Source organism: Xanthomonas sp. BRIP62409, assembly GCF_003992965.1.
GTDB lineage: Bacteria > Pseudomonadota > Gammaproteobacteria > Xanthomonadales > Xanthomonadaceae > Xanthomonas > Xanthomonas euroxanthea.
The window spans coordinates 231,613-244,226 of the sequence record NZ_QEZJ01000014.1 but is presented as its reverse complement, the minus strand read 5'-3'; the positions used below and the strand labels follow the sequence as shown (position 1 = coordinate 244,226).

At 61.4% G+C, this 12,614-nt stretch carries 12 protein-coding genes; 5 read left to right on the top strand and 7 right to left on the bottom strand.

Annotated features, from left to right (window positions below; all coding sequences use genetic code 11):
* Positions 1–74 precede the first annotated feature (74 nt).
* Positions 75–767 (bottom strand): hypothetical protein, encoded by a 693-nt coding sequence (locus EO170_RS04500; RefSeq protein ID WP_164740903.1) that lies wholly within the window; start codon positions 765–767, stop codon positions 75–77.
* Positions 768–852: 85 nt separating this feature from the next.
* A complete protein-coding gene (locus EO170_RS04495; protein ID WP_126942771.1) occupies positions 853–1,269 on the bottom strand; it encodes a SymE family type I addiction module toxin in 417 nt (138 codons plus the stop codon).
* 832 nt (positions 1,270–2,101) lie between these two features.
* Here EO170_RS04495 and EO170_RS04480 point away from each other — a divergent pair.
* The 3 genes from EO170_RS04480 (at position 2,102) to EO170_RS04470 (ending at position 4,860) form a co-directional block, all read left to right on the top strand.
* Complete coding sequence (locus EO170_RS04480) at positions 2,102–3,001, top strand: HEPN domain-containing protein (RefSeq protein ID WP_164740902.1); 900 nt, start codon at positions 2,102–2,104, stop codon at positions 2,999–3,001.
* Between the two features lie 157 nt (positions 3,002–3,158).
* Positions 3,159–4,091, top strand: a complete 933-nt coding sequence (locus tag EO170_RS04475) for an HNH endonuclease (RefSeq protein ID WP_164740901.1) — start codon at positions 3,159–3,161, stop codon at positions 4,089–4,091.
* Positions 4,075–4,860, top strand: a complete 786-nt coding sequence (locus EO170_RS04470) for a hypothetical protein (RefSeq protein ID WP_126942758.1) — start codon at positions 4,075–4,077, stop codon at positions 4,858–4,860. Before EO170_RS04475 ends, EO170_RS04470 begins: the two co-directional genes overlap by 17 nt.
* Before the next feature lie 198 nt (positions 4,861–5,058).
* On the opposite strand, the gene EO170_RS04465 is transcribed toward EO170_RS04470, so the two are convergent.
* From EO170_RS04465 to EO170_RS04450, 5 genes are all read right to left on the bottom strand, one after another.
* The gene (locus tag EO170_RS04465; protein ID WP_126942755.1) at positions 5,059–5,514 is read right to left on the bottom strand and encodes a hypothetical protein; all 456 of its coding nucleotides are present in this window, start codon (positions 5,512–5,514) and stop codon (positions 5,059–5,061) included.
* The gene (locus EO170_RS04460; RefSeq protein ID WP_126942752.1) at positions 5,507–6,175 is read right to left on the bottom strand and encodes a hypothetical protein; all 669 of its coding nucleotides are present in this window, start codon (positions 6,173–6,175) and stop codon (positions 5,507–5,509) included. The genes EO170_RS04465 and EO170_RS04460 overlap by 8 nt, the downstream gene beginning before the upstream one ends.
* Positions 6,176–6,225: 50 nt before the next feature.
* Positions 6,226–6,387 carry a hypothetical protein gene (locus EO170_RS21430; protein WP_164740900.1) on the bottom strand — a complete coding sequence of 54 codons (162 nt, stop codon included), beginning with the start codon at positions 6,385–6,387 and terminating at the stop codon, positions 6,226–6,228.
* A gap of 117 nt (positions 6,388–6,504) precedes the next feature.
* Positions 6,505–6,909, bottom strand: a complete 405-nt coding sequence (locus tag EO170_RS04455; protein ID WP_126942749.1) for a hypothetical protein — start codon at positions 6,907–6,909, stop codon at positions 6,505–6,507.
* A 182-nt stretch (positions 6,910–7,091) separates the two neighbouring features.
* Complete coding sequence (locus EO170_RS04450) at positions 7,092–10,247, bottom strand: TonB-dependent receptor (protein WP_206513976.1); 3,156 nt, start codon at positions 10,245–10,247, stop codon at positions 7,092–7,094.
* Positions 10,248–10,891: 644 nt separating this feature from the next.
* On the opposite strand from EO170_RS04450, the gene EO170_RS04445 reads away from it, so the two are divergent.
* The gene (locus EO170_RS04445; protein WP_026064871.1) at positions 10,892–11,632 is read left to right on the top strand and encodes a flagellar motor protein; all 741 of its coding nucleotides are present in this window, start codon (positions 10,892–10,894) and stop codon (positions 11,630–11,632) included.
* A 7-nt stretch (positions 11,633–11,639) separates the two neighbouring features.
* Positions 11,640–12,614: a flagellar motor protein MotD gene (motD, locus tag EO170_RS04440; RefSeq protein ID WP_039515497.1), complete on the top strand. Its 975-nt coding sequence runs from the start codon at positions 11,640–11,642 to the stop codon at positions 12,612–12,614.

Sequence of the window (12,614 nt, the reverse complement as noted above, 5' to 3'; positions counted from 1 at the left end):
GTGCGCTGGTGTGGCTGCGACGCTAGTGGCATCCGGCACCGAGGTCAATCGCAAGGGGTGTGGCAGACGCAGCATCATCGCCGCACGCCGCGCACCTTGGCCGGCATCTCCACCGGCGGCAACGCCTCCATTCGTATGTAGATCCATTCGACGCAGTGGTGCTCCACCCGCTCCTGCGGTGCATCGGCCTCGCCTCGTGGAAACACCTCCACGCGCATGCCTGGGCGGCTGAAGAAGTCACTCATCCATCGCCCGTCTTCCACCATGTTGCGTTGACGTACAAACCCGATGTTTTCCAGCTTCTTGGCAAACGTATCGAAATCGATCCTGCAGATCTCCGTCATGGACGGTGAAGCACCCGCTTGCGCTGGAATAAAAGTGAACTCGAACCAACGCCCCGCAGTAGGCGTCTGGTCCATGCCAAAGCTGTAACCCCAGTCACTGGTAAGCGGAGCACTGGCGCCATAACGCTTGGGATCAGCTGCCGCACGCGTCACCGGAACCCCCATTTTGGATTGCAGGTAGTCGGGTGTCAGATCGTCCAGTCCGTGAATTGCTTGAATCAATGCAAGCATGCGGGTGAGCGCATCCTCTGCCGTTCGTATCGGCCCGCTGGGTTCGCTGCCAACGGGAGTGACTTTGGATTCGGCTGAGGAATTCATGGCAGATGTCTCCGTGACGGTTGCCGAGGCTGGGGCGGCCGCCGCGTGGGCGCAAGCTCCCAGAGCCAGGGTGGCGAGCGAGGCGTAAAGGGGGCGCGCGATCATGAAGCGTCCGTAGTGCGCTGATGTCGCTGCGACGCTAGTGGCATGCGGCACTGAGGTCAATCGCAGGTCTCTGTCACCCGCACCATCATCGCCGCACGCTGCGCGCCTTGGCCGGCACCTCCACCGGCGGCAACACCTCCATCAGCAGTTGCCCTTCGCTCGCGGTGATGCGCAGCTTGGTGCCGATGGCAAAGCCCAGTTGTTCCAGCCATAGGCCGCTGAGGCGGACATGGGGCACGTGCTGGTCGCCGGCGTGGTCGTGGGCGCCGGGGTAATGGGTGTAGCTGACGGTGCATTGGCGCGGGCGGCGGGCGCGGCGGGGTGCGCGCAGCGTGCCGGGACCTTGCGGGGAGGCGTCCGGGTCGGGCGGCAGCATCGGTGGCAGCTTGGTGCGGTCGGGTTCTACAACGACCCACTGCACCCGCTTGGGCGGCGCAGGGCGCGTACGCGTGCGGGTGGGCCGTGTACTGGCAGATACCGTGGGTGGGCGGCGGCGTGTCATGGCGCCTCCGGGTGGTGGCGGGTGACGGATGCGGCGACGCACTGCTGCAACCCCACAGCACTGCGTGCGAACCGGCGGCTGGAGGTGTGCGGCAACACAGCGAGCTGGCGACTCAGCGGATGCGCGGGATGCTCGCTCGCCTGCTCAACAGCCGCGCGTGCGACAAGCCGGCGCAGTACCTCGCCCACATCCCAACGCAGGCGGTGAGCGGAAGCTGGCAACAGATCAACCGGCACAGACACCGGCATGGATGGTGCGGTAGACATGGCAACGCCCTCCTGGAACAACCCAAGAACCGCCGCCAACGGCGACGGGATGTCGGGAGGTTCGAAACCGCTCATAGCCGGCGGGCGTATTTCCCTTGCGGGTGTTGTATTAGCCGCCCTCCCGACGCAGGCATTGCGTCGGCTTGTCCCTGCAGGATGCAGGCACAAAAAACCCACCGGTTTGACGGAGGTGGGTACCGCTATGAGAGGAGTTTCGACGCTCCTTGGGCCTAGATTGCAAGTACTCGGTCTGGCGTGTCAATACACGGTGGCGCGTCTCGCGCGGCTGTGTGCGCCGCTGGCGCAGTTCCATAAGAGCCACGCAAGCCGAACGCCGTCGCCTGATAAGTGCACCTGACCCCATCATGCTTACCCCATCATGCTTGACCCCTTTCAATCGCTGCGGCTTTCTTTCAACGGATTCACGCGCCTCAGAGCCCGCTTAGCGCCGTTTATACTGCACATCTACTTAAGCCCTAGGGGGCGACATGGAACGGTCGAGAAAGGATGAGCTGAACGAGTGGAAGTGGCCCACTCGCCCAACCAACGAAGAAGAATTCGACGCCATGATGACGTCTCTGGACAGTCGCTTTTCGGCGATGGGCATCGAACCGCGCCATCGAGGCATGAGAGCCTCCCAGCAAGTGTCCTGGACCTTGAAGCTGGATGGCACTCCAATCCTCGGCGGACCTCCGGACAGGGGTCCCCCCTTCGGTCCGCGTGACCTACTTGCCAAGGTCCATGACTGGTATTCGGATCACTACGGCGACGCGATGAAGATCGACTTCTCACCGGGAAGCTTCCTGGTTGTCGTCAACGGCAACCTTTGGAAGGTTCGTCTTCCGATGATCATGGGCGAAGGGAGGCTCGTGGTTAATCGCGACCTATCCGTAGTCCAGAAGGACGGTGTTGGCAGGGGTCCGGCAATCCACAACGTGTTGTGCTCGGTGGAGGGACTGACACAAGCGATGGCCAACAAGTTATCTGACCAGGAGCTTGCGTTCTTCTTCCACGCATTTGTGCATGGCTGGCAAGCGATCATGACCTTGGAGTCACTCGGCGGGCATGCACTGTTCTCTGAGGCGAAAGCAGATTTCAGGCACAGCGTCGATGCCATCGCCAGCCGACGAGAGTATGGAAAAGCACGCTGGGAGGCGGCTCAATGCGCTGAGAAGTTGCTGAAAGGCCTTCTGGCCCGCGAGGAACACTCGTATCCAAAGGATGCCGGAAAGGGGCATGACCACGTCCACCTTGGCAAGCTGCTGGAGGAGAAGCTCGGCATTCGTATCAGCGAGGAGATCCTAACAGCATTGAAGACGTCGCCGGCCGTTCGATACGGTGAAGAAGCCAGCACATTGGAGCAAGCGATGGCGTCCCACAGCGCTCTCCTGGCATTGCTAAGGACGCTTGAGGCACACCACTTCGTCGAGAACAGCGATGGCGATTCAAACGATGGGGTCGGTTAGCACCATTTGCTCTGCGCTTACAGGCTGCGCATCACTCCGCAGGGATAACAGCAGACGCGGTGTGAAGGACGTAGCGGGATAGCGCCCCACCCGCTTCAATGGCCAGTTTTTGGAGCGCAGACTATTCTATTCGGCAAGCAAGGGAATGGCATGGACAATGGCAACGACAAGCGACGGATCGCCGAATGGCGAGCGAAGCGACGCCAGCAGCGTTTTTGAACAAGAGCGGGAACGGGACAGCAAGCGTCAGTTCGGCGGACACTACTTTCTCGAGGATAACGAGGCGCAAGGCATCGATCCTGCCTGCGCCGCTACGGACGCGGAGGAGCTGATCTGGACCCAGCAAAAGTTGGTGCGCGCGGAGGCCGCGCTTCGTCTGACGAGCAGCGAGCTCAGGCTGGCGTTGTGGTCACGGGATTTGGACGCGCTGCGCCAGTTGTGGGGGGAGCGGGAGCAAAAGCTGACCTACCTAGAAGACGCAGCACGGTTGCTTGCCCACATTCGTCATCGATCTGGGATTAATCCCGTCCTTCGTGCTCCGGCGCAGATGATGAACAACGACGCCATCCAAGCCCTCCGGGGGACGCTGGAAGAGTCCGGCCGCCTGATTCCGAGCTCTGCGCCCGCCTCACTCGCTCCGCCAGATGTCGAGGTAGACTGCAAGCGCGTCGAGCAGGTGTTACGAGTCATCCGGGATGGGCAGGCCGACTTCAGGAAGCGTTTGATTGAGCATTACGGGGCCGTGTGCATGGTCACGGGCACGGCCCACGCGGCCGTGATCGATGCCGCGCACATCAACCCCTACAACGGCACGTCCACCAATGCGCTCAGCAACGGGCTGCTGCTTCGGAAGGACATCCACGCCCTGTTCGATGCCGGCTTGCTCCTTGTGTCCCCGAACCTGGTCATCTCCGTCTCCAGCGCCCTTTCTGATGCCTGCTACCGCGATCTGGATGGGCGGCAACTGAGGCTTCTAGCCCCGTCCAAGATCCCTACGAACGCTCTACGATCCCGGATGCTCGGCAAGGCAGCGGACGAAGTCAGTCTTTCAGGCGTTACTCTCGGGAACAAAGATGAATCTCGCACCTGATCCACTGGAAGCCGTTCGCTGGGAGCACCACGAGGTGGCCGTTTACAGCGGTCTCGACCTTCCCTCCTTTGCTACTTTCCGGCGCGAAGTGGTGCTGGCCGCCGTCGAAGCGCTGGATACTAAGATCGACACTCTTGAGAACAGCGAAGAGGAAGTAGAACGGGTCTTCGCCGTAGACCACTACGCTGACATCCGGCAGTCAACCATCGAAGCGTTCTTGCTGGCTACGCAGTCCATGCATGAACGAGCCCTTCGAGGATTGATGGTTGGCATGGCAGGAAGGAAGACCTGGCCCGCCGGCAGAATCCAGCAGATTCAGCGCTGCTCTTTGGACGGCAAGGGCCCCAATCTGCTGTGCTTCTTTCAGGAGCTGTTCGATGCACCCATGGAATGGTTCGGCGTCCACTCCGACTTGCAGTTCCTTCACCTATTGGGCAATGCGCTTCGACACGGCAACGGCGACTCTGCAATCAAGATCCATCAGTTCGCGCCGTCGCTTTGGATAACCTGGCTTCCGCCGGGATCAATCATTGGGGGCCTATACACCGTCCCGCTTGACGCACCCCGGCATCCGGCCTTCGACACGATCACCCTTCCTCGCGTCCTGCTCGAGCAGATGATGATGGCCGTGAGAGGATTCTGGGAGGACATCGAGTTTGTCCGCTGCAACTCGTTCTCCAGGAAATCCGAAGGGGTCGAAAAGCACATGAACGAACTTCGGGAACAACGCGCGCGTCGATCAAATGAACGCGTCTGGACGCCAGGCTGATCAACCGTTGGGTTGAGATCAGGCTCTGTTCTTCATTGCTCGGCGTCCACCGGCACCCGTCGAAAGTTCACGTTCAAACGTCGGATGAGCGCTTTGGTGGTCTTTCGCGGGGCTCAAGGAAGAACGGCTTCAGGTTCACTTGTTTCGTGAGCAGAAGACTGGTTCCAGATCACCTGACCTCGTTGTTTGCTAGTGACACTAGCTTGCGAGAAGTGAATCTGACTCCGTTATTTTATCTTCGATCTCAGCAACAGAGAATTCTTTGAGGGCTTCGCCTAAGGCCTTGCTTGGTGCTGTGACACTCGTAGCACCATAGATCTGACCGCCGAACCCGTAGCTCAACTGGTTGCGTGCAAGTGCATCTGTTAGTCGTTTGATGAATTTCGGCTTCTCACCATAAGGAATTTTCCTATCACTATCACCATCCATCAGGTCTTCAACGACCTTCCCAAGAATCAGCAGTGACTTTGCTGCATCCTCCCTTCCCTCTCGAATGAGCCATAGTTCAGTCTTCTTGTAAACATTCCCCTCTGGTGGGTCACCAGAAGCACCTGCTTCATAGAACAGCGTCTCGATGGACTTGTGGTGGAAGTAGTAGGTGCCGATGATCTCATCGACGATGCTAGCAAGCGGCCTTGGGAATTCTTTAAGCATGGTGACCTCTTGACTTGTCCTCGACAAGCCTCAGAAGTGGTGTTGGCCACTTTGCCCCAAGGTCCTTGCTCTTCTGCAAGCTATTCCAAGTGTTTGACCAACTTGGGTGGATGGAGTCGAGGGTGTGGTATGCATCGATCATAGACACCATCAACTTGTCCCGCTTGATCTTGCTGCGAATTCCAAATCCGACATTGAGGATAGTGAGCGTTACCCAGATCCCAATCCACCACCCAGAAATCGTGCTGAGGAAGCCAAGAATGGCAAGCCATATCCCCCAAGTCAGGACGAACGCTCCAACTTTTAAAGCTAGCTTTCCCCACCGGAATTTGCCACTCCTGGTCCACTTGGGATAGCGCCAAGTGTGCATGGTCTGGTTGACTTCTGCATAGCAAAGAGCGTCAGCAAGCAGCCAGTCCAGCTGCTTGATCTTGAACCACTTAGGAGCTTCGTTGTAACGGTCCAGAAAGCTGGATAATTCGCCGATGTGCGGAGAGACAATTTGGCCTCCAATCCCCATATCTTGGGTGGGGACATGCGTCCAAGCGTCTTTGCCAATGGCGTTGAAGACCTGAGCCACATCATCGGTGATTGACTCAGGTCCATGGGGTGCCCTCTCCCCTAACAGTCTGCTGAGTACCGACCGATCAATCCATGCCATTCCATGTTCCCCCTGAACAATGATCAGCAGATTTTACAGCGACAGCCCTTTCACGGCTGGAATTTTTGTCTGAATGATCCTGCCCCCCCAACCTTAAAGATGGTCGGCGCGCTCTCCATTTTGAGAAGAACCCTTTCATCCTTAGAGTCCTCGTCACCATTGATGGTGTAGCCATACTTCTGCATAAGCTCGATCTTCTGCTCAATATTCATGATGTAGAGCTAGGGCAGCTTCTTGGTCATGGCTCGATAGGCTTAGGTCGGCTTGTTGGAATTTGAAACTCAGCACCAAATCTTTGGAGCACACCGCCAGCGATTTCATGGCTGCTCTCACCAGCAACCATGATCGTGACCAACACAGATGGTCAGGGCAATCGCCTCAATGCTTTCCAAAGCATTGATGACATCATCGTCTTGGTAGGAAGCAGCTATCTCATTCATCGCCAAGTATGGAATAGCGATTTTGTTGCCACCATGGGTGAAGCTATGGAGGTGTTCAATGCCGTTCTGGAATTGCCGAGTGAAGATCGGGAAGCATTTGAAAGGTTCCTCCGCTTCTATGGCAGCAACCATCACCCTGGTATTTGGCAACTCATCGCGATCCATGAAGGCTTGTGCCTGAGCTTCGGTCGCCCCAAGAAATAACGGTTCCAGATTCACTTTTCTCAGCGAACTCTGAGTCAAGCGCAGCATCGCCGACCAGTTTGATTGAAGAAGGTTGCGAAACAACGCCATAGCAGCCACGGCCACGGTGCGAGCGTTCGCAACAGAAGAGACCTCGTGAGATGAGATCCTGCGGTGAACGACCGCGCACACGCGACGATGTCGTCGCGGAAAGCGAACACTGCAGCCCGGCCGCCGCCAAACCATCGCGCCCATACCGCCACGCGGTAGGCATGGGCACGACACGCTGGGAGCTAGAACTTGTAGGTCAGCCCCAGGTACGCCAGCCGGCCTGCGTATCCGCCGGTATATAAGCGGGCGCGGGTGTCCTCGCCCAGGTGCGAGCGGGACTCCTGCTTGGTCAGGTTCAGCACCGAGGCGGTGAGGCTGAGCGCCGGGGTGATGTTGTACGCCGCGTTCAGATCGACCTGGTAGTACGGCTCCTCAAAGACGTTCAACCCGTTGACCAGGCCTTGCACCAGCTCGCCGCGACGGTTGTATGAGGCACGCAGCAGCAGACTGTCGGTCTCGTAGAACACGGTGAGGTTGGTCTGGTTCCTGGCGCTGCCCGGCATGGAGGTCTTGCCGGCCTCGGTGCCGTCTTCCAGCCGCACCGCCGCCTTGCTGGCATCGTTGTAGGTGTAGTTGAACTGCGCACCGAGGCCAAACGGCAGCGTGTGCTGCGCGTACAGCTCCACACCCTGCGAGACCGCGTCCTGGCCGCCGGCCTGGGTGCTGTAGTTCTGCACGGTGACCGGTTGCCCGTCGACCATCATGTTGACGTCGCTGATCACGTCGACCGCGAAGTTCTCCACGTTCTTGCGGAACAGCCCCACACCCGCCACCGAACCCGGCTGGAAATACCATTCCAGCCCCAGGTCGAACTGGTTGGCCTTGTACGGCTCCAGGTTCTTGTTGCTGCCCGAGCCGTACCAGCCCTGCTCGCTGGCACCGCCGGTCAGGCGCCGGTCGGCCACGTACTCGGGGCTGTAAAACTCCAGGCTGCCGGGTGCGGCGATGTCGTTGTAGCTGGGGCGTGCAATCACTTTCGACGCTGCCGCGCGCAGCAGCAGGTTCTCGGTCAGGTCGTAGGCCAGGTTGAAACTCGGCAGCACGTCGGTGTAGTTGCGGTCCAGCCCGCTGACCACGAACGACTCGGTGCGTTGCACGCTGTCGGCCAAGCGCCAGTAGCCTTCGGTGCCGCAATAGGTGTCGGCCGGCGCGCCGCCGGGCATGGCGGCGCCCTGCTGGCAGGCCAGCGGGTTGCCGTCGGCGCCGTCGAAGAAGTAGTCGTTGTAGGTGGTCACCTTGTCGGTGGACTCGGCACGCTGGCCGGTACGCGCCACCCGCACGCCGACGTTGCCGCGCAACCGCTCGGTGTGGAAGTTTAGCTGCAGGTAGCTGGAATAGATCTCTTCGTCGACGTTGTAGACGAAGTTGTCTTCGTTGCGGGTCTGCATCGCGCCGTAGGTCTGGTTCAAATAGCCGATGTAGCCCGGGAAGTTGATCGCCGGGAACGCGTTGGCGTTGACGCCACCGGCCAGGTTGTCCTGCGCGAACAGCAGGCCCGGGGAGAACTGCGTGGCGATGGCATTGCAGCGCCCGTTCCAGTAGCGGTTGTCGTAGTCGCCCGGGTCGGTGCCCGGGCACACCCAGTAGTTGTTGCCGGTACTGCGGTGGATGCCGCCGTCGCGACGTTTGATGCCGAACTGCAGCGAGTCGAAGACCTCGCCGTCGAAATGCCAGGTGGTATCGATCTGCGCGTACTGCTGCTGGTTGGTGTTGCGGGTCCAGGACGAGCCGGTCGAGCCCAGGTCGACCTGCAGGATGCCGTCGCGCAGGTTCTGCATCAGCTCCGGCGAGAACGTCATGGACGGCGTGCCGGTCAGGTCCCAGGCGCTGGCGAAGTTGGCGTTGGTCCAGCTGCCGTCGGCGTTCTGCAGGCGCGGCTTGATCGGCAGGGAAAACTGCAGCTCCGGCCCGCCCTTGGCCCAGGTGCGGCCGGCCTTGAACGCCACGTCCACCTGCTCGCCACGCCATTCGCCGCCCAGGTCCACGGTCTGCGACAGCGATTTTTCGATGTTGTAGCTGCCGGTGATCTGCGGCGTGGGCACCGTGCAGTCGTCCGAGCCCCAGCCGCCCGGCGGCAGGCCGGCCGCAGCGGCCTGCGCCTCGTTGCAGTAGTAGGTCTTGCCCGGGCGCAGGCTGTAGGCGGCGCCAGTGACGATGGTGCCGCTGGGATCGAACTGCAGCCGGTCGAGCAGACGCCCGCCGCGCCAGTTGCCGTCGCCGTTGTAACGGGCAATGTTCCACTCGGGAATCTTGATGGTATTGGTCTGCGAGTCCTGCGACAGGTCGAAGCGGAAGTAGTTCGCGGTCAGCGTCAGGTCGTCGGTTGGCTTGAACTGCAAGGTCAGCTGCCCACCCTTGCGCTCGCGCTCCTCGCGTTTGGCGCCCAGGCTGACCGCGGTCGGCATCATGAAACCGGTGGCATAATTGCCGTCCTGGGTCCAGAAACCGGTCCCGCCCCACCAGTTGGCGTTGAAGTCCGAGGGATTTCCGTTCACGTCGACCGCCGGGCCGAGTTCGTCGCGCCCGTACCACTGCCAGCTCTCGGTGCTGGCATCGAGTGTTCGTGCGGTGCGCTTCTGCTGCGTGTAGCCGACGAAGACGCCGAAGCGGTTGTCCTTGTCGTGCCACGAATACGAACCGGAGAACTGGCCGTCGGTCTTCTTGCTGGTATCGGACCAGGTGCCCTCGGCGGACACGAAGCCCGAATGTGGCTCCAGTTCCAGCGGGCGCCGCGTCTGCAGGATCACCGTGCCGCCGATGCCGCCTTCGTCGATGCGCGCTTCCGGGGTCTTGTACAGCTCCGCGCTGCCCAGCAGGTTCGACGGCAACAGCGTGTAATTGAACGAGCGCGTCGGGTCGCCGTTGGACTCGGCGGTGGCGATGTAGTTGCCGTTCAATTCGGTCAGCACCAGCTCCGAGGACAGGCCGCGCACGCTGACGTTCTTGCCCTCGCCGCCGTCGCGGCTGATGACCACGCCGGGCACGCGCTGCAGCGCATCGGCCACGTTCTTGTCGGGGAACTTGCCCACGTCCTCGGCGGTGATCACATCGACCACGGCGTTGGCGTTGCGCTTCTGCTCCAGGCTTTTTTCGATCGCGTAGCGGTAGCCGGTCACCGTCACCGCATCCAGGTCCGTGGCCTGCACTTCGGCCTGGCCGGTGGGCGCCGGCGTGGCATCGGCCTGCTGGGCGGCAGCGGTGGTAGAGGCGGCGCTCGCGAACAAGACGATGGCGATACCGGCAGACAGCGTGCTGCGGTTGCGTGCGAATGGCATGCAGTTCATTTCGATCATGCTCTCCCAATAGTGATTGGCTTCGGCTGATTCCTGTCGATCCAACGATTCGCCAAGAACGCTGCGCGAAGTGACACAAAAATATCCGGCGCCGTTGCGCCCCCCCCCTCCTCTTGCGTCCGCTTCCACGCAGATGCAATTAGATCGTTCTAATACCGTGGAAAGCTAAGTAGCACAGCCCATGCGGCAGCGCATTCTGCCCCGCAACAGGCCCGCGGCATTGCAGGGCATCCACGATGGCCGGCCGGCCCGCCACGCTTGCACGCGGCATGGCACGGCCTGCCGCGTTGCCGGCTGCAGCAGGGTGATCGCTGCAAGCAACACACCCTTGCCCGCAACCGGACGCAAGCGGTTTGCCGAAGCGCCAGCACACACCTTGTTTGAAACCGGGCTCAGCAACAGACTGGATCGACGTGAGGGCATCGCCTGCCACACGCCGCTTGGCGGCCATCGCCAACGCGATCGCCACACCGAACATGCGCGCGCTTGTTGCCTGCGTGCACGCGCAAGGGCGGCGGGGCTGCTGCGGCATTGATGACACGCCCTGGTCGGGAGCGCATGCGCCGATGACCTGTCACCCCTGCATCGACGCCAGCGTGGAAGCGGCCCATGCCGCAAAACGACAACTTTCTGGCGCTCTCGACCATCTGCTCTATCAAGTCCGCCGCGCTCGCGCCGATATCGCTTCCATGGACAGACTCAGCATCATCGGACTGGTGCTCGCGATCGTGGCGATCGTGGGCGGCAGCGTGTTGAAAGGCGCCGGCATTTCGTCGCTGTGGTCGCCGGCTGCCTTCGTGATCGTGATCGTCGGCACCGTGGCGGCGATCCTGCTGCACACCTCGCCGGCAGTTTTCCGGCGCGCCTTCAAGATCCTGCGTTGGGTGATCCAGCCGCCGGCCAGCGACCGCCCGCAGTTGCTGGCGCGCATCGTCGAATGGAGCAACATCGCCCGCCGCCAGGGCCTGCTGGGGCTGGAAGACCAGCTCCCGCGCCAGGACGATGCGTTCCTGCGCAAGGGCCTGCAGATGCTGGTCGATGGCGTGGAGCCCGAATCCATGCGGCACATGCTCGAGATCGAAATGGATAACCAGGAGCGTCAGGATCTTGCCGCGGCCAAGGTGTTCGAAGGCATGGGCATCTATGCGCCCACGCTGGGCATCATCGGCGCGGTGCTGGGGCTGATGGCGGTGATGAAGAACCTGGCAGACCCGGCCATGCTCGGCCATGGCATCGCCGCGGCGTTCACCGCCACCATCTACGGCATCGCCTCGGCCAATCTGCTGTTCCTGCCGGTCGCCGCCAAGCTCAAGAGCGTCATCCACTGCAGCACCAACGAGCGCGAAATGGCGATCGAAGGCCTGATCGCGATCGCCCAGGGCGAGAACCCGCGCAACATCGAGTCGAAATTGGCCGGATACTTGCATTAGTCCCGTCATGGCCCGTCGTCGCAAACATCACGAAGACCATGGCAACCACGAAGCGTGGGCGATTCCGTATGCCGATCTGATGACGCTGCTGCTGGCGTTCTTCGTGGTGATGTACGCGATCTCCTCGCTCAACGAGGGCAAGTACAAGGTCATGGCGCAGGCGCTGACCACCGCCTTCGGCGGTTCCTCCACTGCCGCCAGCCCGGTGCAGATCGGCAAGACCCAGACCCTGGGCGCCGATTACGACCGCCCCTCGGTGATCAAGGCCGGCGCGCCGATGGCCGCCTCCAGCGGGCCGACCGACCCCACCCTGCTGCCGTCGATGGCCGCGCAGATGCGCATGCCGGTGTCGCTGCGCAACCAGGCGCAGCTGGCGCGCGCGCAGCGGCAGATGGACGCGGTGGCCCAGCAGCTGAGCAAGACGCTGGCGCCGCTGATCGAGCAGAAACTCATCACCATCCGCCGCAACGACCTGTGGATCGAGGTGGAGATCAACAGCGACATCCTGTTCGGCACCGGCTCGGCCTCGCTGGCCGGCAGCGCCCGCGGCACCCTGTCGGCGCTGGCCGCGGTGCTGCGCGATGCGCCCAATGGCGTGCGCGTGGAGGGGTATACCGACAACCAGCCGATCGCCACCGCACAGTTCCCCTCCAACTGGGAGCTGTCGGCTGCGCGCGCCGCCAGCGTGGTGCACCTGTTTGCCGACGACGGCGTGGCCCCGCAACGATTGGCGATGGTGGGCTATGGAGAATTCCGCGCACGTGCCGATAACAGCACTGAGGCGGGACGGAATGCGAACCGGCGTGTGGTGTTGATCATCCTCGCTGACTCGGCTGGCTCACTCGCACCCGATCCGCCATCGCAGATGCATGCGACCGCCGCCGGGGCGCCCAAGCTTCCCAAGTCTGACGGCGGCCAAACGGCCGTCACCACCGAAAGCGGCACAAGTTCCGTCCCCGCCGTAATTCAAGGAGTGCAGTGA

Excerpts from the sequence above, each read along its gene's own strand:
- EO170_RS04470 (WP_126942758.1), top strand. The coding sequence starts at position 4,075 with ATGAATCTCGCACCTGATCCACTGGAAGCCGTTCGCTGGGAGCACCAC.
- EO170_RS04480 (WP_164740902.1), top strand. The coding sequence starts at position 2,102 with ATGATGACGTCTCTGGACAGTCGCTTTTCGGCGATGGGCATCGAACCG.
- EO170_RS04500 (WP_164740903.1), bottom strand. The coding sequence starts at position 767 with ATGATCGCGCGCCCCCTTTACGCCTCGCTCGCCACCCTGGCTCTGGGA.
- EO170_RS04455 (WP_126942749.1), bottom strand. The coding sequence starts at position 6,909 with ATGGCGTTGTTTCGCAACCTTCTTCAATCAAACTGGTCGGCGATGCTG.
- motD (WP_039515497.1), top strand. The coding sequence starts at position 11,640 with ATGGCCCGTCGTCGCAAACATCACGAAGACCATGGCAACCACGAAGCG.
- EO170_RS04495 (WP_126942771.1), bottom strand. The coding sequence starts at position 1,269 with ATGACACGCCGCCGCCCACCCACGGTATCTGCCAGTACACGGCCCACC.
- EO170_RS04465 (WP_126942755.1), bottom strand. The coding sequence starts at position 5,514 with ATGCTTAAAGAATTCCCAAGGCCGCTTGCTAGCATCGTCGATGAGATC.
- EO170_RS04445 (WP_026064871.1), top strand. The coding sequence starts at position 10,892 with ATGGACAGACTCAGCATCATCGGACTGGTGCTCGCGATCGTGGCGATC.
- EO170_RS21430 (WP_164740900.1), bottom strand. The coding sequence starts at position 6,387 with ATGAATATTGAGCAGAAGATCGAGCTTATGCAGAAGTATGGCTACACC.
- EO170_RS04475 (WP_164740901.1), top strand. The coding sequence starts at position 3,159 with ATGGCAACGACAAGCGACGGATCGCCGAATGGCGAGCGAAGCGACGCC.
- EO170_RS04460 (WP_126942752.1), bottom strand. The coding sequence starts at position 6,175 with ATGGCATGGATTGATCGGTCGGTACTCAGCAGACTGTTAGGGGAGAGG.